16 protein-coding genes are annotated in these 24,776 nt (G+C 45.5%); 6 read left to right on the plus strand and 10 right to left on the minus strand.

All coding sequences use genetic code 11. From position 1 onward, the window contains the following. Positions 1-53 precede the first annotated feature (53 nt). Complete coding sequence (locus tag QUA70_RS18240) at positions 54-920, minus strand: carbohydrate ABC transporter permease (RefSeq protein WP_333410536.1); 867 nt, start codon at positions 918-920, stop codon at positions 54-56. Positions 921-986: 66 nt separating this feature from the next. Between QUA70_RS18240 and rpsF the strand changes: the two genes are divergently transcribed. The 4 genes from rpsF (at position 987) to argJ (ending at position 4,098) form a co-directional block, all read left to right on the plus strand. Continuing rightward, positions 987-1,322 (plus strand): 30S ribosomal protein S6, encoded by a 336-nt coding sequence (rpsF, locus tag QUA70_RS18245; RefSeq protein WP_006631907.1) that lies wholly within the window; start codon positions 987-989, stop codon positions 1,320-1,322. A gap of 825 nt (positions 1,323-2,147) precedes the next feature. After that, the gene (locus tag QUA70_RS18250) at positions 2,148-2,342 is read left to right on the plus strand and encodes a hypothetical protein (protein WP_006631905.1); all 195 of its coding nucleotides are present in this window, start codon (positions 2,148-2,150) and stop codon (positions 2,340-2,342) included. 61 nt (positions 2,343-2,403) lie between these two features. Then, complete coding sequence (locus QUA70_RS18255; RefSeq protein ID WP_333329678.1) at positions 2,404-2,544, plus strand: hypothetical protein; 141 nt, start codon at positions 2,404-2,406, stop codon at positions 2,542-2,544. A gap of 312 nt (positions 2,545-2,856) precedes the next feature. Continuing rightward, entirely contained in the window at positions 2,857-4,098 is a 1,242-nt protein-coding gene (gene argJ, locus QUA70_RS18260; RefSeq protein WP_333349085.1) for a bifunctional ornithine acetyltransferase/N-acetylglutamate synthase, read from the plus strand. Positions 4,099-4,525: 427 nt separating this feature from the next. Here argJ and QUA70_RS18265 read toward each other — a convergent pair whose 3' ends face one another. The 7 genes from QUA70_RS18265 to QUA70_RS18295 all read right to left on the minus strand — a co-directional run bounded on the left by QUA70_RS18265 (position 4,526) and on the right by QUA70_RS18295 (position 14,145). Beyond that, the gene (locus QUA70_RS18265; protein ID WP_333329683.1) at positions 4,526-5,845 is read right to left on the minus strand and encodes a hypothetical protein; all 1,320 of its coding nucleotides are present in this window, start codon (positions 5,843-5,845) and stop codon (positions 4,526-4,528) included. Positions 5,846-6,063: 218 nt separating this feature from the next. After that, the gene (locus tag QUA70_RS18270; RefSeq protein WP_333349057.1) at positions 6,064-7,284 is read right to left on the minus strand and encodes a decarboxylase; all 1,221 of its coding nucleotides are present in this window, start codon (positions 7,282-7,284) and stop codon (positions 6,064-6,066) included. A gap of 132 nt (positions 7,285-7,416) precedes the next feature. Further along, positions 7,417-9,168 (minus strand): asparagine synthetase B family protein, encoded by a 1,752-nt coding sequence (locus QUA70_RS18275; RefSeq protein WP_333349055.1) that lies wholly within the window; start codon positions 9,166-9,168, stop codon positions 7,417-7,419. Further along, positions 9,169-9,792: a DUF3859 domain-containing protein gene (locus QUA70_RS18280; protein WP_333349053.1), complete on the minus strand. Its 624-nt coding sequence runs from the start codon at positions 9,790-9,792 to the stop codon at positions 9,169-9,171. Positions 9,793-9,968: 176 nt separating this feature from the next. After that, entirely contained in the window at positions 9,969-10,691 is a 723-nt protein-coding gene (locus tag QUA70_RS18285) for an HAD-IA family hydrolase (RefSeq protein WP_333329695.1), read from the minus strand. Between the two features lie 165 nt (positions 10,692-10,856). After that, positions 10,857-12,776, minus strand: coding sequence for a S9 family peptidase (locus QUA70_RS18290; RefSeq protein ID WP_333349051.1), 1,920 nt, complete (start codon positions 12,774-12,776; stop codon positions 10,857-10,859). A 175-nt stretch (positions 12,777-12,951) separates the two neighbouring features. Then, positions 12,952-14,145: an NAD(P)/FAD-dependent oxidoreductase gene (locus tag QUA70_RS18295; protein ID WP_333349049.1), complete on the minus strand. Its 1,194-nt coding sequence runs from the start codon at positions 14,143-14,145 to the stop codon at positions 12,952-12,954. 512 nt (positions 14,146-14,657) lie between these two features. On the opposite strand from QUA70_RS18295, the gene QUA70_RS18300 reads away from it, so the two are divergent. Together QUA70_RS18300 and QUA70_RS18305 are read left to right on the plus strand one after the other, a co-directional pair. After that, a complete protein-coding gene (locus QUA70_RS18300; protein WP_333349047.1) occupies positions 14,658-17,735 on the plus strand; it encodes a PAS domain S-box protein in 3,078 nt (1,025 codons plus the stop codon). An 84-nt stretch (positions 17,736-17,819) separates the two neighbouring features. After that, a complete protein-coding gene (locus QUA70_RS18305) occupies positions 17,820-18,242 on the plus strand; it encodes a DCC1-like thiol-disulfide oxidoreductase family protein (RefSeq protein WP_333349046.1) in 423 nt (140 codons plus the stop codon). 177 nt (positions 18,243-18,419) lie between these two features. Here the strand turns inward: QUA70_RS18305 and QUA70_RS18310 are convergent, their stop codons facing one another. Then, the gene (locus tag QUA70_RS18310) at positions 18,420-18,839 is read right to left on the minus strand and encodes a hypothetical protein (RefSeq protein ID WP_333329710.1); all 420 of its coding nucleotides are present in this window, start codon (positions 18,837-18,839) and stop codon (positions 18,420-18,422) included. A 220-nt stretch (positions 18,840-19,059) separates the two neighbouring features. Further along, entirely contained in the window at positions 19,060-24,513 is a 5,454-nt protein-coding gene (locus QUA70_RS18315; protein WP_333329712.1) for a protein kinase domain-containing protein, read from the minus strand. Between the last annotated feature and the right edge of the window lie 263 nt (positions 24,514-24,776).

A 24,776-nucleotide genomic window follows, 5' to 3' on the forward strand; every position in this document is an offset into this window, starting at 1 on the left:
TTAATTTTTAACCACCGATGAAGGTGGCTAAAAGCCGATTTTTTATGTTGATTCTATCCTTTGACTCCCGCAGCGGTTTCTGTTGGCACAATGTATTTTTGCAAGAGCAAAAATAGTCCTAAAACTGGAACAATAGAAATAATGGAACCCGCCGCAACTAAACGCCAATCTAAGGAAAATGTCCCGGCTAAATTGGCTACGCCTAAAGGTAAAGTGTAATATTCCGGCCTGTCTAAAACTAGCAGCGGCCACAGAAAGTCGCTCCAAGAACCAATAAATACGAAAATTCCTAAAGTGACTAAAGCTGGCTTAATTGCGGGAATCATGACGTGCCACCAAATGCCTAATTCTGTACAGCCGTCGATGCGGGCGGCTTCTTCTAGTTCTTTGGGAACTGCTAGGAATGCTTGTCGTAATAAAAATATGCCGAAGGCTGAGGCTAGTCCGGGAAAGATTACGCCTAAATAACTATTTTTTAGTCCGAGTTGTACTGTCAATATGTATAGGGGAATCATGACTATTTGGAAAGGAATCATGATTGTCGAAACGATCGTGATTAAGATGGCTTCGCGGCCGCGAAATTTGAGTCGGGCTAAGGGGTAAGCGGCGAGGGCGCAAAAGAGGACGTTGATGCTAACTGTGAGGCCGGCAATCAGGGTGCTGTTGAACAGGTAGCGGCCGAAGGGGTTGGTTTGCCAAACTTTGATGAAGTTTTCCAGGGTTGGCTGTTGGGGCCACAGTTGCGGGGGAAATTGAAAGATGTTTTCGGTGGGGGATTTGAGGGAGGTACTCAGAAGCCACAGCAGGGGAAACAGCATTAAAAGTGCGATCGCGCTCATGAGGCTGTACGTCCACAGGGTGCTCCACGGCGAGGGAGTGTGGTTTGGGGAATTTGGTTTTTTAGTTTTGAGATTGTTCATTGTTGGGATATGATAATAAGTCCTTGCTTCGTGAGAAGCCTTGTTGTCCATAAGGGGATTATTGCCATGAAACCGTTTATTTACGAAACTATGTACATTCTGCGCCCTGATTTGGGTGAGGAAATGACAGACCAGGCGATCGCTAAATATCAAACTATTTTGCGCGATCAAGGTGCTGAAAGCATCGAAACTCAGCACCGTGGCAAGCGCCGTTTGGCTTACGAAATCGGCAAGCACCGGGACGGAGTATACGTTCAAATGAACTATACAGCTCCGGGCGCTGCAATTTTTACCCTGGAGCGCGCGATGCGTCTGAGCGAAGAAGTGATTCGTTATTTGACGATCAAGCAAGATGTGCCTGATGCACCTGAAGCGGAAGCGGAAGCTGAAGTCGCCGAGTAGCAGTCGTGTCAACTTAACGTCTTATGTAGTACCAGTCTACTGTTTGACGATTAGGGCTGCTTATTCCCCGGCACGCCTTTCTTAAAGGCTACCCTGTACACACAACTTAAAAAACTAACGTCAGAGCCTTTCCCTCCCCCTGGCATCCTCCTGAAAAAGAGGCTAGGGGGCTCTCTGTAATTGTGGGTACAGCATAGTTTTTTAAGGGCGGGACTTGATGTTGATTGAAATTATAGGTTAATGGGCGATTGTTTTTCTAGGGGAGGACGATCGCTCTTTTTTGTGGGGAGGCTGCTGGGACTTAATCTATTTTTATCAACAAAGAAAGCTCGCTTTTTCAGGAGGACGAGGGCGATTCACTTTGGCTCAACTCTATTATCTAGTTGACTACAAAAAACTTGACTATGCTTGAGCAGAGCTGCTTAATCATTGTAAATATAATTGGGATTCGCTACTTATTAAATTTACTGTTAACTAAGGCAAATTCGACTTTCTTGAGAGACAAAATTCTGCATCTATAACCCGGAACCAAACTATAAAGTTATTTTTGCCACTAGCAATTACGTAGCCGCCAAAATGTGCCTCTTAGAAGACGAATATTGTCAAATTTTGCCCACTGCTGCTTGAGGTTGGGCCTGAATCCACTAGCCCAAGCTCGATCGCACTCCCTGCAACCTGCATCGAGATTCTCGCCCCATAGCCCAATTGTAAAGTTTTGTGACAATTTTAATTTGGTAGCTTTAGATACAGAATTGTCTGTTATAGTGATAGAAGAGAAGAAAAAACCAGCTCAACATTAATCTAAAGAATACGGAGAAACCGCATATGTCTACTGAAAATCAAGCTCGCTCTCTGATGATGCGCCACCACCAACTGGTGAAGAACCGCCAGCAATCCATGCTCAACCGCACCGCCACCGAAGTCGGGATGGAAGATACCCACTACTGGGGTCATATTCAAGGCAAACCGCAGCCCAGCTTTCAAGCCAGTTACGATCGCAGCAACGCCACTATGAGCTAGGGCAATCTCAATTTCGACAATTGTCTACGAAGTCATTACCTATAGTTTGGAGAAATCAGTTATGTCAACTCAAGAACAAGCCCGCACCCTGATGATGCGCCATCAACACGTCGTCAAAAACCGTCAGGAATCAATGCTGAGCCGTGTGTCTGCTGAAGTTGGTTTAGATGCTGGCTCTCCAGCGAGTATCGATCGCAAATAACTTGTTTTTTCAACGGCGAGATAGTTGAATTGAGTTTGTTGTTTGCCAGCTAAAAATTAATAATGTCAATTACAAAACCGTCGCGACTTCTTCTTGAGTTCTAACTCTAGATTGGAAGCCGCGATTAGTTTTATGGGAATTGGGAATGGGGAATGGGGAATGGGAAATTGGGCCCAAAAGAATGGGGAATCTTAGATCTAAAATCTAAAATCGTTCGACTGAGCGCTCACGCCGAAGTCTAAAATCTAAAATCTAAAATCTAAAATGGTATAATCCCCTTTCAGCAGATTGAAGGCTACTAGGGAGGTCATGATGTCGGACTGGAAAGAAATTGACGGCGGAGTTACAGCACCCAGAGGGTATCGAGCATCGGGAATTACAGCGGGCTTGAAGCCTTCAGGCTTGCCGGATTTAAGTTTAATTTTGTCAGAGGTAGACGCCATCGCCGCCGGAGTCTTCACAACCTCCACTGTCCGGGCCGCTTGTGTGGACTACTGTCGCCAGCGTTTGCAAGCTAAACCCAGCGCGAAAGCAATTTTGTGCAATGCGGGACAAGCTAATGCTGCTACTGGCGAACAAGGTTGGGCAGATGCCCTCGAAAGTGCCAAATTGTTGGGAGAAGCGCTGAATATTCCTCCAGAATCTATTCTTTTGGCCTCCACTGGCGTCATCGGACAGCGGATAAAAATGGAGCCGCTGAGGGCGGGAATTCCGCGATTAGTTGCTGAGGCATCGGAAACTGGTTCTGATGCGGCGGCTAAGGCTATTTGTACGACTGATTTAGTGCCGAAAACGATCGCCCTGGAAACCATGTTTGGCGATCGGCCCGTCCGCATCGGCGGCATTTGCAAAGGTTCGGGAATGATTCACCCGAATATGGCAACAATGCTGGCATTTGTAACTTGCGATGCAGCAGTGTCATCGCATTTGTGGCAAGAAATGCTGAGTCGGGCTGCTAACAGAAGTTTCAATCAAATTACTGTTGACGGCGATACCAGTACCAACGATTCACTAATTGCTTTGGCCAACGGTCAATCCCGCACACCGGCAATTACGGAAATGGGGGCGGATGCTGAAAAATTAGAGGCGATGCTAACAGAAGTTTGCGTACATTTAGCAAAGGCGATCGCCCGTGACGGCGAAGGTGCAACTTGTCTGGTAGAAGTGCAAGTTAGTGGCGCGCTGGATGAAGTTTCTGCGAGTAAAATTGCCAAAACAATTGTCGCTTCTTCTTTGGTGAAAGCTGCTATTTTCGGACGCGATCCGAATTGGGGCAGAATTGCGGCGGCGGCTGGGCGCGCTGGTGTACCTTTCGATCAAGAGAATTTGCGGATTCAATTGGGGGATTTTTTGATGATGGAAAACGGGCAACCTAAAGAGTTCGATCGCGCGGCAGCAAGTAATTATATGAAAGCGGCTGCGGAGGGAGAATATTTGAAGGCTGATACGGTTGTAATTCAGGTTAGTGTCGGGAATGGCAGCGGTTTTGCAAAAGCTTGGGGATGCGATTTGAGTTACGACTACGTGAAGATTAATGCGGAGTATACGACTTAAATAAGTCCAGGCGGTTACAAGTCCGGGCGGTTAGAAACCGCGCCTACAGAAACACAACCAGACGAGAGCGGGTTAAAGGCAAATTTCACACAATTTAAACTCAACTTCCCCCCGTGGGGGGAAATTTAAAAATCTGAAACCTTTACTCACCGACTTAATCTCAGCTTTTTTGCTACTCATTTTAAAATCGCTGAAGCCCTTACAAAGATAAGCTTTTTATGATTTTAACAAAAGAGCGCTAAAAATATTATTCAGACTAAGTTTCAAGACTTTTTAAGCTTATTATTAATAAGTCTAAGCTGTCGCGCATTTAAATGGTATATTCAGGGCGGGCGGGACGCCCAACCCCTACTCCCCACAAGACTTTATTTTTTTGACATATAATTTAAATGCCGCAACAGCTTAATATAAAGTTTGAAAACACGCCCTAACCAAAACTATCGGAGACAAACACATAGCCACCACCATACCCGACAGCATTATCCACTAATATTAAGCCGTCATTGGTCTGCGGCTCGCCACTCTGAGCAAGTCCATAATTAACCACGCGCAACAACCGCTGCGGCGTAAACGATTCCAATTCCACAAAATTGCCTGCATCTAGCCATGCTAATTCTTCGGCTGTTAAACTTTGCCTTACAGCGTCGGGTAATTGACGGGCTGTTTGTGCCATTGTTTGAGATTGCTGCACAAACATATCGCGGGTTGCTAAGATTTGACGGGGAGAAATTCCCAAATCAAAAATCGTCACCGCTTGATTCGCAAACCAGTTTGGATTAGTTCGCAGTTGATGCACTAAACCAACGCCACCAGGACTCGCATTGTGGAGTGCATACACTTTTAAATCGGCATTACGGCGCAGCATTTCGATGACGGTGTTGAAGATGCTTTGGGGATAGCCACTAATACTAAGAATGGCGCAGTTGTTTTCAAAATGGACGTTGTTGGCAATGAGGAATTGAGCTATTTCGTCACTGTCACAGATAATTGCGCGATCGAAGCTGTAGGCGCTAACTTCGCGATCGATGGTTGCGGGCAAAGCCTCTTGACGAGCAGCAGGCAGCAGTTTTTCTAATGTGCCGTTTACTGTTTGCCAGTCTCGCAGCCATTTATCGCTCTGCGCTTGATTAACGAGAAATATTTCACCCGTTATCTGTGGGCGTTTTTTTTGTGAAATGCCGAGCCAGTAGGAAAATAGCCCTAGTGTAATCGCTACGATGTATCCTGAAGAATAATCAAATATTAGGCTTCCTGAAATGCCCAGCACTAAAATAATTCCCCCTAAAATCTGGAGATTTTTAGCATTATTTCTTCTGCCGCGAATACCTTGAGCAGGAGATTTGCTGTAGTGGAACAATCGCCCGATCCAAATCAAATTGTAGAGAGCGAAGAGAATAATTAATGCGAATTGTGAGGGGAAAATAGCAAGAGCGAAGGTAAGGCCGAAGGTTCCAGCAAATACGCTAAAAAATAAGTAGAGAAAAATCCAACTGGTTTCTGGGGCGCGAGATTTAAGCTTTTGGTCAATAAAATACAAAAACTGTTTGTGCGTAAAAAACAACATATTTTGGCTCGAAATATTTTCGATCGCATTTTTGAAAAAGGGATCGGTGAATGCCAACTTTTTATCAGTGACGGTAGTGGGTTCAAAGACAAACGGATGGTTGCACTGTTTGCAGCGACCTGAGTTGGTGGTACGATCGCTCAAAATGTTGTCGGTATTACACTGGACGCATTTCATTCCCATGTCGGTTACTCCTGATTGATTTAATGGATTTATATCGTTGACGGTTGTTTTGGAATGATTTAACCGCAGAGGCCGCAGAGAGCGCAGAGGAAGAGAAGAGAGATAATAAGTAGAAGGAAGAAGGAAGTTCGGCAACGGATTCTGTAACGGATGTAACGGATGTCAGTCCGATGGAAGTCGCAAAAAGGAAGAAACAATGCCCAATGCCCAATACCCGATTAAAATATTTGCCCGTTTAACAAGATAGAATAGTCTTCTCGCTGTCGAATTAATCGATCGCCCTTAGCATCAATCAACACCTCAGCAGGGCGGGGGCGGTGCAGAAAATGCGACGACATCGCATAGCCGTAAGCCCCGCTATCCAAAATCGCGATCGCATCTCCAATTTTGAGTTTCGGTAGCCAACAGTTGCGCCCCAAATAATCCCGCGAATAAGTTGTGTTGCCACAAATATCCGTTTCATGTCGCGATACATCGTCGGTTTCCCAAGTTGCGATCGCCCGATAGCCGCCGTGTACCGCAGGCACCGATAGATTTGATACAGTCGTATCCACACCGACAATTTGCCTCACGCCCAACCACTTCACCGACACAACTTTCGCAAGCAAAACGCCACAACCTGCGATCGCCGATCGTCCCGGTTCAATCACCAACTCGATCGGGCGAGATAGCGCACTCAATCGTTCAGTAATCGCCGCACCAAACTCCCGCCAGTCAAACACCGCACCGCCTCGATAGGGATAGCCAAAACCACCGCCAAAATCGAGGGTTCGCCAATCGGGCAACAGTTGGGCGATCGCAATTAGGCGATCGATCGCCTGCGTAAAAGCACTCGTGGCGTTAGTTCCAGTCCCCCGATAAAAATGCAATCCGGTAATTCTCAACCCCTGCTGCTGCGCGATTTCGTTGGCTTTCTCAAATTCGGCGGGACGCACTCCAATCCGACTGTCTCCCGTCAATTCCGGTGAGTTGAGGCGCAGTCCAATTTCGGCACGGATCGATCGCGGTTGACTCCCGGAATATTCGCAAAAATCTTGGAGTTGCGACAGACTATCGAAGTTAAATCGATCGATCTTCCACTCGATCAATTGCTGAATATCCGCCCTGTTGAGGTTACTGCCGGTGTAGACAATGCGATCGCTCGTAAAACCCGCTTTCAGTCCCAAAAAAACATCCCCCGGTGTATTCGCGTGTAGCCCCCAACCAGCTTGCTGAATCAATTGCAACAGAGCAATATTGCCGTTGGTGACGCTAGCAAAATGAAACTGAACGTGCGGATAGTCGATCGATCGCGTAATATGCTCAAGAGTCTGACGGAGGATATCGGCCTGATACACATATAAGGGCGAACCATAAGTTGACAAAAGTCGCTCAGCCATTGCTTCGGAGAACGGCGGCGAATGTGTTTTGGTTTCATTCTGTAGCAAAGATTCGGTCATATAGAAGAAGTTCGGCAACGGATTTTGTAACGGATGTAACGGATGTTCGGCAACGGATTATTTAACGGATTTAACGGATGTTCGGAACAGGGAAGATTGTAAAATCAACTGTCAACTGTCAACTGTCAACTGTCAACTATCAACCATCAACCTCCTTCGATATTTCCAAATGCGCTGCCCGATCGCCGGTGGCAACCAAAACACATGATCAAGCGATCGCTTAACCGGAATTTCGCCTAAAACCTCGGTTCGCCATGCCTGCCACATCAGCAGCAACCAGAGATTATTGCCAATATAGCGATCGCGCATTGCAACTCCGAGTTGTCCCGATAACATCGAGTCAGCCAAATGGGGCTGCCAGCAATTTTGCGATCGCAACACATTCGGATTCAGCCGATCGCCGATCGCAGCCCAAAACTCGCGGTAATACCAAACCTTCAACGGCACGCCCATCCCGCGCTTTTCCCGCCAGACAATTTCCGGCGGCAACCAGCGTTCGGAGGCTTTTTTGAGGATGTATTTTTCGCACGCACCTTGCAGTAGCAGCTCGCCAGGGAGTTGAAACGTCCATGCTGTGAGGTCGGGGTCGCAGAAGGGCGATCGCACCCACAAACCGCAAGCAAACGCCAATGCCGTTGCCCTCGGCTGAATATTTTGGGCACCTTTGAGCATCAGCGAAGCGCGCCGTAACCTCGCTAGCAGGGAAGGACAGGTTTCGTGATCGATCGCGTCTTGCAGGTAAACGCTCAAATCGTGAGACTGGATGCGATCGAGCATTTCTGGCGAAAAAATCTGTTTTTCATAACCATAAAATCGCTGAAACGTCCGCAAATACTGCTGTTCAAAAGTTTCTTTTCCGGCAGGATGTTCTGCACTGTAAACTCCGTTGGCAATCAAAGGCTTGTTTGTCCATCCAGCAAATAGCTGATCGCCATTCTCGCCATTGAATACAACTCGCACCTCTTGCGCCGCCGCCTGTTTGAGCAAAAACAGCGGGGCTGTTGTGCCGTCTCCATAGGGTAAATCGAGGGCTTTGGCGGTTGGCCCGATCGCCCGCAACACTGCATCGCCCGTCGCCGCCACTCGGATCAGCGGAATCTGAAAAAAGTCAGCCACCTTTTGGGCGTAGGGCAGTTCGGAATAGGCTTCGACACCAAAATCGAGGGCATAGGCGCGCACTTGCAAGCCTGCTTTCACTAGCAGCGCCGTCACCAGGGAAGAATCGATGCCACCGGAGAGTAAAACGCCTACGGGTTCGTCGATCGGCAAATCCGCCACTTGTCGATCGATCGCCTGTTGCAACAGCCTTTGCAATTGTGCGATCGCCTCGTCTTCACTCCGCAGTAATTGGGGCGCTTCCTGCCAAGCTGATTGCAGCGATTGCACTTTCGGTAACGGCATCGCATCACCATCTGCTATTTGCCAAATCATCTCGCTTCCGGCTGCTACGGATGCAATTTGCTCGATCGGCGTTAACGGCGTGGGTACGTAGGAAAAACAAGCATAGCTGTGTAGGGCGATCGGGCTAATTTGAGGGGAAGCAATCAGCGGTAGCAGCAGTTGCATCCGCGTCGAAAACCAAATCGTTTCTCCCAACTGCATCCAATAAAGCGGCACTCGCCCAAACGGATCACGCCCCAGCCGTAGCTGTTGGGCTTCTACCGCCGCCCAAGCATCTCCCGGTAAATCCGTCGCCCGATGATCGCGCCCGCAAGCATTCAGCGTCACTCGATCGCCCGCGAGGACTGATGCAGAGGCGATCGCCCATTCTGATAATTTGCCCTGTCGGATGAAGTAGTCAGGCACCAAACGGCTGAGCGTTTTTGTGCGATCGCCCTCTCCCCAGTAGCCTATGAAATGTGAAGGTTTGTCGAGCGCACCCATCTATTTCACCGTGAAAGGTTCAGTGCTGATGACGCGCCCATCCAGGGACATCCGAACTTCCCATTTGCCTGGGGCTGCTGCAGATCCGAGATCGTAAAAGCAGTGGGTATTCCAAACCGCAGTATCGATCGTGCGAGTTTGATACCTGCCCTGATGCACAGTTTGACCGCTAGAATTAATCCAGTCGCATTGTAAAGACAACTCACGACCGATCGGAGCATTTTGCAACGTCACCTGGTAGTAAACGCGGGGATTGATTTGACGGTTGACTTGAGTAAGGCTGTCACCGCCCTTTTGAGATAGGGCAATTCGGTCTTCTCCTGCGACAATTTGAGCAGTTTGCTGCTGCTGATTTTGCCCGAACAGTACGCCTATACCGATCGCCGAAATCACAACTGCTGTCGAGGCGATCGCGATCCAGCGGTTGCGTCGCTGCTGTTGTTCTAGGGCTTCGTGGCGTTGCATTTGGGCGATCGCATCTTCAAGAAGCTCATCAGGCAAATTCAACTCCCGTAAAATTTCTCTTACCTGAGCGGTTCCCAATTCTAACTCGCGCTGCTGCGATAACTTGTCTATTTCAGCGACAACCTGTGCTAACTGAGCTTGAGTGAGTCGAGTTTCCATAGAGTTCACCATTAGTATCGGTAAAGTTCTTTCCGACTAGAAATTAAATATAGCAATCATCTCTCTCTTCTCTTCCTCTGCGCCCTCTGCGCTCTCTGTGGTTAAATTATCCATACTATTCAATAAATAGCTCTCAAAGTCAATTCATAAAAATCATAAGATTGACCTCATAAAAATCATATTTGTATAAAATCCAGACTGGCAAAATCCTCTACTTTTTGGGAATCAGTTAAATCCAACTTTCCTAAATCCAGCTTTTCCTGTTGGCGATTCAACCAAATTGCATTTAACCCAGCACTTCTCGCACCGCAATAATCAGCTTTGAAACTATCGCCAATATGTAACACATTTTCCGCAAGGCAATTGTGTTTCTGCAAAGCTGCGGCAAAAATTTGAGACTCTGGTTTGGCGGCACCAACTTCGGTAGAAATTGTGATTGATGTGAAATAGTCAGTTAAATTGAGTGATTTTAAGACTGCATAAAGTCGCGAATCGAAATTCGAGACTACGGCTAATTCAATGCCTTGTTGCTGCCACCTATTTAATGCGGGCAATACGTCTGGATAGACAAACCAAGGTTCAGCAGTTGCAAAATGAGCGTAGAGTTCGGCAAAGAATTTTGGAAAGTCTGAAAATTCGTCAAAAACGCCTGCTATTTGAAAAGCTTTCGCCGAAACTGCTAGCCACCATTCAAATTCAAATTGGGGAATTTTTGCTAATTTTATTCCGGGAAATGCCATAGGACTTGATTCGGCAAAACTTTGGAAAAATGCTGCATTTAACTGTTCGTTGTTAACTGTTACTCCAAAATTTCGAGCTAATTGCCCGTATACTTCTCCGACGCTGCCGCGAACGTCAAATAGCGTGCCTGCAGCATCTATAAAAATTACTTCGGTCATTTGTTATGAGTCATTAAGGCGTTGCTTAATCAGGGTATGAAAAAAATCAGTTGAAAATCGAGAAGCTTTGTGGATACTGGTTTCTATGATTTGCATATTTAGCCTTTCATACCATAAATCAGCAACGCCTGAGTCATTAATTATTAGTCAGTCAACAGTCAACAGTCAACTGTTGTTAGTTGTTTGCGGATTCACCACACCAGAATGATTGGCAATATTGCCCGCAGGTTCAAATCGACCGCCTAAATATTTGGCTAGGAATTCTTCGGCGCTCGCATAAAAGTGCAGGCGATTTTCAGGCCGCGCAAATCCGTGTCCTTCGTCTGTATAAAGCACGTATTCTACAGGTTTGCCGGCTTGCTTCATGGCATTGACAATTTGCTCGCTTTCTGCGACTTTAACTCGCGGGTCGTTAGCACCTTGGGCGATGAGTAAAGGTTTCTGAATGCGATCGACAAAAAATAAAGGCGAGATCGATTTCAGAAACTCTGGTTCTGTTTCCAGATTTCCGACGCGATGATACATATTTGCTTTGATCGGTTCCCAGTAAGGCGGAATAGTTTGCAGCAGTGTAATCAAATTACTTGGCCCGACAATATCGACGGCGCAGGCAAAAACATCGGGACTAAAAGTCAATCCCACTAAGGCAGCATAACCGCCGTAAGAACCGCCCATAATCGCAATTTTATCGGGTTGGGAAATTCCTGTTTCTACAAGCCAATTAACGCCATCTAGCAAGTCGTCGTGCATCTTAGCGGCCCATTCGCGATTGCCGGCATTGAGAAAGGCTTTGCCGTAGCCGGTGGAACCGCGAAAATTGATTTGCAAAACGGCGTAACCTCGGTTTGCCAGCCATTGGGCTTGTGGATTGTAACCCCAGGTATCGCGTGCCCAGGGGCCACCGTGAACAAGCAAGACTGTCGGTACGGGTGTTGAGACACCAACCGGTTTTGTCAGGTAGCCGTGAATGGTTAAACCATCTCTTGCGGTGTAAGAAATGGGTTCTATTGATGATAGTGGTAGCCCTTCGAGTTTGGGTTGGTTGCTGAACAGAAAGGTGAAGGTTTTGGAGGCGCGATCGTACGCATAGTGGTAAACTGGGCCGTCGTCTGTCATGTAAGCGACTAGCCAAGTGGTATCGGCGAGGTTTCGGCTGGTGATGGAGAATTCGCCGGGGCGAAATTTGCCGAGATCCTCAAAATCCTCTGCTATGCTTTGGTCTAAAATCTGCCACTCTTGCTTGTCCTTGTAGAAGGAAACCGCCTGAATCTCTCGCTTGGTGGGGTGTACGACAATGCCGCCGACATCGTATTCTGGGTCAGAAGCGAGATCGGTTTCTTGCTTGGTTTCTAAGTCGAGTGCGATCAAACGTTCGGCGTTAGCATCATGATTGCCGATGATGTAAAGAATTTTGCCGTTTTCTGAGAACATGACGGCACCACCTTCCTCATCGGGCCCCCACCTTCGTAGGCTTTCCCAAGACTTGTCGGCAGTTTCCCGAAACACCAATTCTGAGCCGCCATCGGCAGTTGTGGCTGTGGCCGCCCGCACTTGGAATTGGGCGTCAGCAGTCCAACCGACGATGTTACCTGGGTTGTCGGTGTCAAATTCAACTGCACCATTTTTGAGGTTGATGCGGTAAACGTCGTGTTTGCTGCGATCGCGGATGTTCATTCCCACTAATATTTCATTGGGGAAGTTGCGGTCAAAGGCGATCGGCTGAGCTTGAACGCCTTGAAATGGTGTCAAGTCGCGAACCTGATTTGACTGGATATTGACTGAGAATAAATGCCAGTTTTCATCACCCTCGGCATCTTGGAGGTAAATTAACTCTTCGCCGCTGTAAGTCCAGAAAAAGATGCGGATGCCGCGTTTTTTATCTGCTGTGAGTTGGTGATCGTCTGCTTGACCGACGGTACGGAGTCGCACTTGCAAGACGTTGTGTTCATCTGGTGCAATGTAGGCGAGATACTTGCCGTCAGGTGAAAGTCGGGGGCTAGCTTTTTCGGGATTTCCGAACAGAATCTCGCGCTCTATCAACGGTGGAAGTTCAGTTTTGGGCTGTTGAAATGTGGAATTTTGCATTTTTTCTCCTGCCTAATATTCTCTGAATCTACACTCCGACCGAAAAAACCAGGTTTTTACCAAATATGCGGGTAGTGAAGTATTTCCGTGAAAAACCCGGTTTCGGAACCGCCATCATAAGTCCTACAATCAACAATCAACGGTCAACGGTCAACAGTTAACAGTCAACAATTAACTAACTTTTAAGCAACTCCTGGATCGGCTTGCTAATCCAATTGAAACCAACTTTTAGTTGATGGTCAAATGTTGGCATCCGATAGAGATAAGCTAAGCGGCGAGCAATGTGGGCTAGTTGTCCGTCGAGTTTAATTCCTAAACCGGCGAGGGTGGCGTTGTCAATTCCTAATGTCATCATTTCTCCTAGCGGCTGATAGCGGAAAGGAAGTAATGGGCGGCCGGTGAGGGATGCCCAAATGTTCCAAGCGGTGTAGTCAGCTTGCTGGAAGGCTGTTTGGGCTGTTCCGGGGACTTTTTGACCAGTTGCATCGTGACATTCAGCTAAGTCTCCCAAGGCAAATATGTCTGGATGGTCGATAATTTGCATTGTCGGATTGACTGTTAATTGACCGCGGCGGTTTTGTTTGAGGGGTAGCGATCGCACTGCTTGACTAACTTGAGTTCCTACTGTCCACAGCACTATGTCTACGGGGAGAACATCTAATTGTCCTTTGTAAAGTAAGGATATTGTGTCCGCTTCGATCGCCTCTACTTCTGTTTCTAAGTCGATCCACACTTTCCGTTTGTCTAAAGCTTTGGTGGCTGCTTCGCGGTTAAACTCCGGTGATGTCCGCAGAATCATGTCGGCTTGCTCAACTAACCGCACGCGACCTTTGTCTCCGAGTCGATCGGCTAATTTACAAGCTAATTCTACTCCCGAATAACCGGCGCCAACGATCGCAACCCGAATTTTGTCGGTGTTGCTGGCTTCTAAAAACCGCAGTCTTTCTTCCAAGCGGTAGGCGTCGTCGAGAGTGCGGAACGAGTAAGCGTATTCAACCGCACCCTTGACCATATCTAGAGGGGTTTCGCCACCTAAAGCTAAAACGAGGCGATCGCACGGAATTTCTGGCCCGTCGTGTAACTGCACTCGTTTTCCCTCGACATCGATGCCGGAGACAGTGCCTTGACAAAAGCGCACGCCTGTATTTTCCAATAGTTCGGCAAATGGTGGAGCAATTTCCCAGGTTTGGAGTTCGCCGGTCAGGAGTTCGTACAGCAGGGGAACGAACAAAAATCGATCGCGGCGGTCAACGAGAACTATTTCGGGTTTTTCGATTTTGGAGAAGGGTAACTGACTCAAGCGCAGGGCTGTGTAGAGTCCGCCGAAGCCTCCGCCGAGAATGCAAATCCGGGGTTGTTGTTGAGTCATGGTGTTTTTTTTGAGGGGCGATCGGTAACAAGGCAACTTATCTTATTGTAACGAGAGTGAGGGAGTGGGGAAGGGGGGAGTGGGAGACTGGGAGACTGGGAAAATGGGAAAATCTTCCCTCTTTCCCTCGAACCTCAACATCCATCTGTTAAATCCGTTAAACTCACGCCCCGAGCACCATTCTCCATAAGCTTTTTATGGGCGGGCAGGATGCCCACCCCACAAGAAAATGCACTTGTTGTGGAACAGGCCGGAAAGCCTGTTCTTGAGAATGGTGCTCGGGGCGTGAGTTAAATCCATTAAATCCATTAGACAAGGCGTTTCCGAACAGTTTTCTCTATCTCTAGCCTTGATTAGCTTTACCTATTACCCGCCCTCAAATTTTCTGAATGTTCGCAGAACTAATTTTGTACTATATTAGTTTATAACGAATTATTTCGCACATTAAATTCACTTTTTATAGGGTCATCTACTCTACCACTTGCCCCCGCACTCACAAGTGAAAAAAAACCATGCAAATTTCCTCCAATTCTTCTAAAATTAAGAACGGCGAGCACAGTAACGAAGACGGCCAATCTTTGTTAAAAAGCGAAGAACGATATAAAAATTTAGTAGCTAATATTCCCGGTGCTGTATACCGCTGTACCTGCGACTGTACGGGTCCCGACGGCGCATTAACACGGACAATGGCGTTTTTGAGCGAGGCTGTTCAAGAAATATCAGGCTATCCATCTTCTGATTTTATCAACGATCGCGTCCGTTCTTTTGCCAGCATTATCCATCCTCAAGACCGCAAAAACGTGGATGCTACTGTCAAAAAAAGTGTAGCAACCAGAACTCCGTACATCCTTGAATACCGGATTGTCCGGGCTGACGGCGAAATTAGCTGGGTTTACGAAAAAGGCAAAGCTGTTTGCTGCGAGGCGGAAGAGGCTAGAGGAAAACAAGAAGGACAAGGGGAAATTGAGGGCTTTTTGTCGGCTGTGGTTTCGCCGGTATCGCCGATCGCAAATTCTCTGTGTCGGGTTGTTTATCTCGACGGAGTAATTTTGGATATTACTGAACGAAAGCGAGCTGAGGAAAACCTGCGAAACACTCAAGATTTTCTCAATGCGGTACTCCAAAATCTGCCGATTAGCGTCTTTATTAAAGATGCTGTAGAGCAAAAATTTATTTATTGGAATACTGCTAGCGAAGAATTGTTTGGCTATTCCAGGGATGAAGTGCTCTTAAACAATGCTGCTGACTTGTTGAAGTCAGAGGAGGCAAATTACTTGCAAGCACAAGATTTAGAAGTCCTTGCAACGAGAAAAGGCGTCGATTTGCCAGAAGAAACTATCCAACTTCCACACAGGGGAAAGCGGATTTTGCACACGAAAAAAGTTCCTTTGTTTGACGATTCGGGCGCGCCTAAGTACATTCTGGGTATTGCTGAAGATATTACGGAAAGCAAAAAAAATGAAACAGAATTGTCGCGGTTGGCTATTGTGGCTCAAAAAACGCAAAATGGTGTGATTATTACTGATGCTCAAGGCTGCATTGAATGGGTGAATGAAGGATTTACTCGGATTAGTGGTTACGTGCTAGCAGAAATGCAGGGAAAAAAACCGGGTGATGTACTGCAAGGCCCTCAAACAGACCCGCTAACTATTGCTCAACTGCGATCGGCTTTAGCTGCAGGCGTGCCGTTTAATCAAGAAATTTACAATTACAGCAAGGAGGGAAAGGGTTATTGGGTGGCGCTTTCGATCGCCCCAATTTATCAAGAAAATGGGGAACTCGAAGGTTTTATTGCGGTGCAAACTGATATTACGGATCGCAAGCAAGCAGAGGAAAGACTGAGGGAGAGGGAGAATTATTACCGCTGCATTGTCGAGACGGCTTCGGAGGGCGTTTGGATGTTTGACAGCGAAAGTATCACGACTTTTGCTAACTCTCGGATGGGCGAAATGCTGGGGTATACTGTGGAGGAAATGCTGGGGCGATCGCTATTTGAGTTTATTGACGGAGAATCTAGGAAAATAGCAGAAAGTTACGTGCAGCGCAGGCGGCAAGGCATTCGCGAACGCCACGATTTTAAGTTTACTCGGAAAGACGGATCTCACTTGTGGGCGATCGTGTCGGCGACGCCGATGTTCGACGCTGAGGGCAAATTTTCCGGGGTTTTGCGGATGATTACTGATATTAGCGATCGCAAGCAAGCAGAAGCAGAATTGCGCCAAACTCTCCAAGAGTTGGAATTTGAAAAATTTGCTTTGGATCAATCGGCAATTGTCTCAAATACCGACGAATTCGGCGCAATTACCTATGTCAACGATCAATTTTGCGAACAATTTAAATATTACCGAGAAGAACTGATTGGCAAAACCCACAGACTTGTCAATTCTGGCTATCACCCAGCAGATTTTTTCAAGCAGCTTTGGTCAACCATCCGCCAAGGAAAGGTTTGGCGGGGAGAAATGAAAAATCAAGCTAAAGACGGCACATTATTCTGGTTGGATACTACCATTGTACCTTTCTTAAATGCCAGCGGAGAACCCCATCAATATGTAGCAATTCGCAAAGATATTACCGATCGCAAATACGCAGAAGAAGCGGTGCGGCTTTCCGAAAGTCAATTGAGGACTAAAAATCAAGAATTGGCCAAAGCCCTACGGGACGTGCATAAAACTCAAAGCATGATGGTTCAAAATGAAAAAATGGTAAGTTTGGGGCAATTAGTCGCTGGGGTAGCTCACGAAATTAACAATCCAGTTAGCTTTATTTACGGCAACGTCATGCACGCTGACGATTACTTTAAAGACTTGCTAAAAATGCTCCAACTTTACCAGCAGGAATACCCGCACCCAACACCGGCAATTCAACAAGAAATAGATGATGTCGATTTAAATTTTCTGCTCAAAGATTTGCCGAACCTGTTAAATTCGATGAAAATGGGAGCAGAGCGAATTCGCCAAATTGTGCTGTCACTGAAGAATTTCTCGCGATTAGATGAAGCCGAACAAAAGCAGGTGGATATTCACGAAGGGATTGAAAGCACTTTGTTGATTTTGCAGCACAGGTTGAAAGAAACGGCAGGACATCCAAAAATTACGCTGGTCAAAGAGTTCGGAAATTTGCCACCCGTACAGTGTTATGCAGGACAGTTGAATCAGGTATTCATGAATATTATTGGCAATGCAATTGATGCTTTGGAAGAGGCAATGGAAACTGGACAGTGGGCAGAGGGACAACTGGCGCCTATTCCTTATTGTCCTTCGCCGACGCTGCGGATTTGTACGGATGTAAAATATGAACAGGATGCTTTGATGCAAGCAGATTCTGCTGTTTTTGATGATTCAATGCGGCATCCTTCTCATATTGTGATTCGGATTGCTGACAACGGGCCGGGGATTCCGATAGATGTTCACAAAAGGCTGTTCGATCCGTTTTTTACTACCAAAGAACCTGGCAAAGGTACTGGTTTGGGGCTGTCTATCAGCTATCAAATTGTGGTGGAAAAACACGGCGGGCTGCTTAAGTGCGATTCTGCACCGGGTCAAGGCACGGAATTTGCGATCGAGATTCCTGTAAAAAAAATAGTTAGTTAGGTAGGTGCGCCCATACGCACCCTACAGCTACTAAGTAAGGTGCAATTCCTGCAATAGTTCATCCCCAATTTAGGAAGTTATCAAATGAATTACAACGTAATTTATGACGGCAATTGCAATCTCTGCGTTACCTTGGTACAGTTACTAGAAACCTTAGACCAAGGCAAGCGGTTTGAGTATATTCCCATGCAAGATTTAGAGCAATTAAATCGCTTTGGGATTACGTCTCAAGACTGCGAAATGGGGATGATTTTGATAGATGGCAACACCCCGGAACGGCGCTGGCAGGGCAGCGATGCGGCGGAGGAAATCGGGCGGATATTGCCGGGAGGCGAGGTGTTTGTGGCTGCTTACCGGGCAATGCCGGGGATGAAGTGGATGGGCGATCGCGTGTACGAACAAGTCCGCGATAACCGCTATACTTTGTTTGGCAAGCGATCGACTACTTACAAATCTGTTTATCCCGTTGGCTGTAGGTCGATCGACAATTGCGATAGTTTGAAATAACTCACACTCAAGCACCATTGTCAAGAACAGGCATGATGCCTGTTCCACAAAAATTAAATTTTATTGTGGGCCGTTGCTCAGACGCCACCTCTAAAGGGATTATTAGAAATGGTGCCAGATCATTGATATCAATATACTTAGGATGTGGGGTCAAATCCCTGCTACAATCCCTGGAACTTAACTATTAAACAAACCGAATATCTCGCGGCAAAAGTGTTTGAGCTTTTCGGCAGACTCCGGAGCGGGTTCGGTTGCACCGACAAAACCCCAATTGTCAACGGTAGAAAAGTGCCACTGCTGACCAGTATGATCGTAACCAGCCGCCTCAACCCCGATCGCCCGCCGATATCCTTCCACCGGATCTTGGTAAAATCGGATTTGAATCAAAATGCTGCGGCTTTGCAGCAAGCGACTTCTACCGGGAAAATGGAAGCCAATGTCGATCGAATCTGGATCTACAAGTTCTCTGGTATCCTGGTCATTCATCCAAGGTTTCAAATCGACTTTTGTATCCGGGAATTCGGACTTGAATAAATTAACAACCGCAGCAATTTTGCTGGCAACTTCTATATTTTTGGCTTGTTCGGCAGCGTTCACGCGAAAAACTCCTATCAAATACAGTTATTACAGGATTTAGCTAACAATGTAACTGCATACTGCCTGCTTTAAACAGTGAACTGTGGACTATTTGATAGATACTTAGGAATTGACAAATTTCCAAGTCTGTGTTAAGCACAAGTCATACCATTTGAGATTTTAGATTTTAGATTAAACAATTGGCAATGACTGATTCGGTAAGGGTGGTGAATAAATTTTATCAAAGCGGCAGGGCGATCGCAAATTCCGTCCCTTCTCCCACCACAGACTCACAACTTAAACAGCCTCCGTGAGTTTCTGCCACAATTTGCCGACTGATAGATAAACCTAACCCCGTACCTTTGCCGACTCCTTTTGTAGTAAATAAATTGTCAAATATTCGCGATATAACTTCTTCCCGAATTCCCGTGCCATTATCTCTCATCTTAATTACAACAGTTTGATTTTCATCATCAATCTCAGTTTTGATAGTGATCGTATTAGGATCGAGTTCAATCTGTGCAAAACTCCGACCTTTATTTGATTCATCAAAACAGTCGATCGCATTCGCCAAAACATTCATAAAAACCTGATTCAACTGTCCCAAATAACACTTTACTTTGGGGATATTTCCATAGTTCTTAACTACTTTAATTGCGGGACGCTCTTGATTTCCTTTCAATCGATGCTGTAAAATCATTAAAGTGCTGTCAATTCCTTCATGGATATTTGCAGACACTTTGTGGCTGGTATCGGCACGAGAAAAAGTGCGGAGAGATGTGCTAATGTTACGAATGCGATCGCACCCAACTTTCATCGACGACAGCATTTTTGGTAAATCTTGTATAAGATACTCTAAATCGATATCCTCAGCATCCTGTTCGATTTTTGAGCTAGGAGCGAGCACTTCTTCCTGATACAATTGCAAATGACTAATTAAATCAGCAACAGCAGCCGTAGCTTCGTTAATATTCCCCGCAATAAAACCGACTGGATTGTTAATTTCATGAGCGACACCTGCAACTAAATTGCCCAGGGAAGACATTTTTTCACCTTGAATTAGTTGGAGTTGCGCTTGTTGCAGTTCGGAAAAAGATTTTTCTAACTGTTGAGATTTTTCTTGCTCGCGTGCGTACAAACGAGCATTCTCTATCGCAATAGCAACTTGGGAAACTAATACTTTTAAAACTTCTACCCTGTCTGTGGTAAAAGCTCCGGCTGCCAACTTATTTTCCAAGTAAATAATCCCTTGCAGATTGGATTGATAAATAATTGGCAAGCACAGTATTGATTTAATTTGAAATTCTCTAATGTACGCATCTGCCTTAAAAAGTTCGGCAAAAGTCGCATCCTGCAATACCAGAGGTTTTTGGCTACGGCAAACATAGTTAATGACAGAAACAGGCAACTCTTGACTGTTTTCAAATGGCATAGATTGTAAAACAGTCGCCGTGCTATATGTAGAATTTCCTACAGCTTCGATGCAAAGTCGATCGTCTTTCAGAAGCAGCAGCACGACTTTTTGAGCCGCGGCATTTTCTAAAATAATTTTGATTAATTTTGTCAACAATTTTTCTAGAACAATTTCACTGTTAATCGCTTGCGCCGACTTAATAAAACTAGCCAAGTCTAAGAAATCGCCTAAACTACTACTGGTAGTGCTTCCAGTGGTAGTGGGAGTGAGATGGAGGGTTGGGGTTTGAATTGTGCGCGTCTGTGCTGCTAAGAAAGGATGTGTTGACTCTAAGTCTTTAACTTTTGCGACAGCTCCCCAACAGATGTAGCCGTAATAAGCTTTAGTCAGATATGCTTGAGAAACTATCTCTTTACCCAAAGCTTGATAGAATTCTCCTGCTAATTCATAGGCTAATGCTTCCTCTTGAATGTAACCGTTATTGGCTGCTCCATCAATTGCGCGATCGTACAAATCCATTGCTTGGCTATTTTGCCCCAACACTCGCGCTTTTTCTGCTGCTACCAAGTCGTATTTGTGTTGATAATTCATCGGAGCATGAACTGCCCATTTTTTCATCTTTTTTTGGAAATGTACCACTTTTTTTAGATATTGCTTTTGCTCTCCTTTGCCAGTTGTGGCATACAAAGCGAGGAGACTGAGAGAGTAGTAAAAATTATTCACGGAAACTACATAAAGTCCGGCTGCGGCTTCTTCATATTTTTCAAAAAGTCTTGAATTTTCTAACGCTTGTAAGTAGTTTCGGAAGAGAAAATTAAGCATAGCTTTGGCATTATAAACCAAACAAACTACCATAAAGCTTTTAGCTTCTATTAAAGCGGGGAGCGTTTTTAATTCATTGAAGCTCTCGCCGACTAAATAGCATGGTTCGACAGTTTTGCCACACAAATTGAGGGCGGTCTGTCTCTCTACACTTATATACTGTACAGCCATTTCTAGTTGAGATTGCTGCATTAGTTTCAGATACTTACCTGTCTCCTCTTCAACCTGAGCGAGAGGCTCTCCCATCCACAGCTTATAAGTACAATATATATTAATAGAATAAGCTGCATATTCCAACTCTCCCGTTTCCATGCCGGTTTGAAAACCTTCCTTGATATCGCCTAATCCTGAGTTAAGATCGGTTTTCCATTGTTGAATAAAAGAACCAAAGACTGCATAAACTCTACTTTTGATTGAACGGGATGGAAATTTGTCTAACATCCTAACTGCCAGTTGACCGAATTGGTATGCCAAACTAATGTCCCCTACCTTGTACATAACTACGCCATAAAAAACGTAGGCAATACTCGCGTAAGGCGAATTACCATATTTAATGCACAGCTTGACCATCCGAAATGCCAGCAGCGGTACCAGTCGGGGCTTAGCCTGAATAGCAGTGCTGAGAATCCCTGATAAAATCCGCATGGCTGCTTGTTTGTCGGGCTCAATCATTTCTGGCAAGTTAGCTAAATCCTCAATTCGTTTCAATCGCAAGCTCAGTTTTGTATTAATCAGTCCCGCCACAATATTTAGCGCGTTGGGGTTTTGAGGAAAAGAAATGCCTAACAGTTTCAGCACTTCCAGTCCTGTATTTAGTGATTCTACAAGTCTATTTTGAGCATTGTAAGACTGGATTTGTAGTTCATAAACATTCACTTTTTCCAGTAAGTTTTTAGATTGTTGCAGTACAATATCAACTAGGTTTTTTGAATTTTCATAGTTGACGTTTAAGTATTCAGCTTCTGCTGTTGACTCGTAAATTGCTAACGTTAAGTCATATTGAATTTGCCAACAATCCGGTGGCAATAATTCCATAGCAACCCGCAAATACCTAACAGCACCTTCATAAGCCGCCGCCGCTTTGGCCTTGCGTCCAGCAGTTAAATTTAATTGGGCTAACTGCGTCTTTTCTGCTGGTTGGCTAATCGTGTCAATTCCCACATTCAATTGATTGACGATATCAAAGATGTTTTCTTCTAGCTGGTCAGGTGGAGTATTCTGTAACAGTAATTGACCGATTTTCAAATGGGTGGATTGCTTTTGGTTTTCAGGAATTAACGAATATGCGGCTTGCTGGACGCGATCGTGCAAAAATTTGTATCCCACCCGTGACGTGTCAAAAGTTAGATTAACCGCTTCTCCTTGCGTAAATAGTAAAGGAATACGATAAGCATCACTCAATGGCAGAATTAACCCTGCTTGCAAAGCTGAATAAAGTTCAGTGGCTGTAGTATTAGCTGACTCTTCGCTGACAAGTGACAGCACATCTAGAGCAAATTTATCTCCCACACAAGCTGCTAGCTTCAACACTTTTTGCGTAGCGGCGGGCAGCTTTTCAATGCGACTGGCTACCAGTTCCACCACACTTTTATCGGTAATCCCAATGGCTTGGATTTCATCGATACTCCAATACCACTCGCCTTTACTTACCTCATTTGTAAGGGGATTAAAGTCAAATTTTAAAAGATAGTCTTGATAAAGTGCTTGGAGTAATTGCGTCAAGAAAAAAGGATTGCCCCCCGTTTTATTCCAGATTAACTCTGCTAAATTTGTTACTTTTTCTGTGCAACTGTTGAGTGTTTCAGCGACTAATTCAGTCACATTTGCTAAATCCAGCGGTTGCAGCACGATATTGTTGACAATTGTACCAGTTTTTTCAATCTCTTCTACAATCTGAATTAACGGATGAGTCGGACTAACTTCATTGTCTCGATAAGCACCGATTAGCAACAAATATTGCTGGTCAGGGTCACTTATCAGTATTTGCATCAACTTTAATGTTGCTGAATCAGCCCACTGCAAATCGTCTAAAAAGATAACTAGGGGGTGTTCTTTTCGCGCGAAAACGCGAATAAATTCTTTGAATACCCGATTGAAGCGATTTTGTGCTTCTGTCGGGCTGACTTCCGGCACTTCTGGCTGTTTGCCGATGATTAATTCAACTTCTGGAATTACGTCGGCAATTACTTTGCCGTCTGTTCCCAATGCTGTTAATATTTGAGTCCGCCATATTTCTAATGAAGCGGAACTTTCTGTTAGCAATTGCTGCAGCAAGGAGTTAAATGCTTGGATTAATGAGGCATAAGGAATGTTGCGTTTGAATTGGTCAAATTTACCGCTAATGAAGTAACCTTTTGACCGGGTAATGGGTTTGCTAACTTCGTTGACTACGGCTGATTTACCGATGCCTGAGTAGCCTGATACTAGCATTAATTCGCTGGTTGCTGAGGGGGGCGGGTTTTGTTCTAAGGTTGTTGGTTTTTCTAAGACATTCTTGGCTAAACCCGCCCCAACACGTTCAAATGCTGCTAGCAATTCATTAACCTGATTTTCCCGACCGTACAATTTTTGGGGGATTAACAATTGGCTGAGAATATCTAAGCGTCCGGGGATGAAGTTGGCAATTTTTCCGGTTGTTTCTAACTGATACACACAAATTTCTAAGTCTGCTAACAATCCGGCTGCACTTTGATATCTATCTTCGGCATTTTTTGCCATCAATTTCATCACTATCTCTGAGATGGCGTCCGGTATTTCTGAATTGATTTGATGGGGATATATTGGTTGAACTGCGATGTGGCTGTAAACTATTTCTAAGGGATCGCTGCTTTGAAAAGGCAGTTTACCTGTCAGCATTTCATACAAGGTAATTCCGAGGGAATAAAAGTCGGTGCGGTAGTCGAGGGTGCGATTCATTCTCCCGGTTTGTTCGGGTGACATATAGGCTAATGTGCCTTCGACTGAGTTGGGATTGTTAAATTGCGGGTTTTCTTTGTTCAGTTTTGTGGCAATGCCGAAGTCGGTGAGTTTTACTTTTTTTGTTTGCGAGTTAATTATGATGTTGCTGGGTTTGATGTCTTTGTGGATAATGTGCTGAAAATGCAGGTAGTGTAAGGCTTTGACTATTTGGATGGCGATATTTAAATTTGCTCGCGGGCTCAATGTCTCTCTTTCGAGCAGTTTTGCGAGGGATTCGCCACCAAAGTCTTCTAAAACCAGTCCTAATCGGTGGTCAAATGTTTCGAGACTGATGGCTTTGACGATTTGTTCGCTGTCTAAATTTTTGCGGATTTGATATTCGTGTTTGAGTCTGGTAATGGCTTGGAGTGTGGGATATTCGGCTTTGAGGACTTTCAGAATTGCTGCGAGTCCGTCTGTCGGTGCTTGTCCGCGATAGATTATTGTTTCGACGCCTTCGTGCAGAGTAAAATCAATTTGGTATTTTGATAAGGTTAACATAACTTAACTTAAACTTAGGAGATATAATTATCATTATCTTAACACTACTTTATCTGGAGTTGATGTGATTCAGAGCGTGTATTTTGCGATCTCCAATAACACGGAACATACACTAAGGGAAAACGTGGCAGCGATCGTGGGTGTCAACAAACATCTTAAATGTAATCTCGGTCTTGTTTGTGAGTCCCCAATGCTTGCGCTCCCTCCTAAAAAATGGGGGGGTTGGAGCGGACGCACTCCGCCTTACGCAGGAGGATTGGAGC

The organism is Microcoleus sp. LAD1_D5 (genome assembly GCF_036702115.1).
Lineage (GTDB): Bacteria > Cyanobacteriota > Cyanobacteriia > Cyanobacteriales > Microcoleaceae > Microcoleus.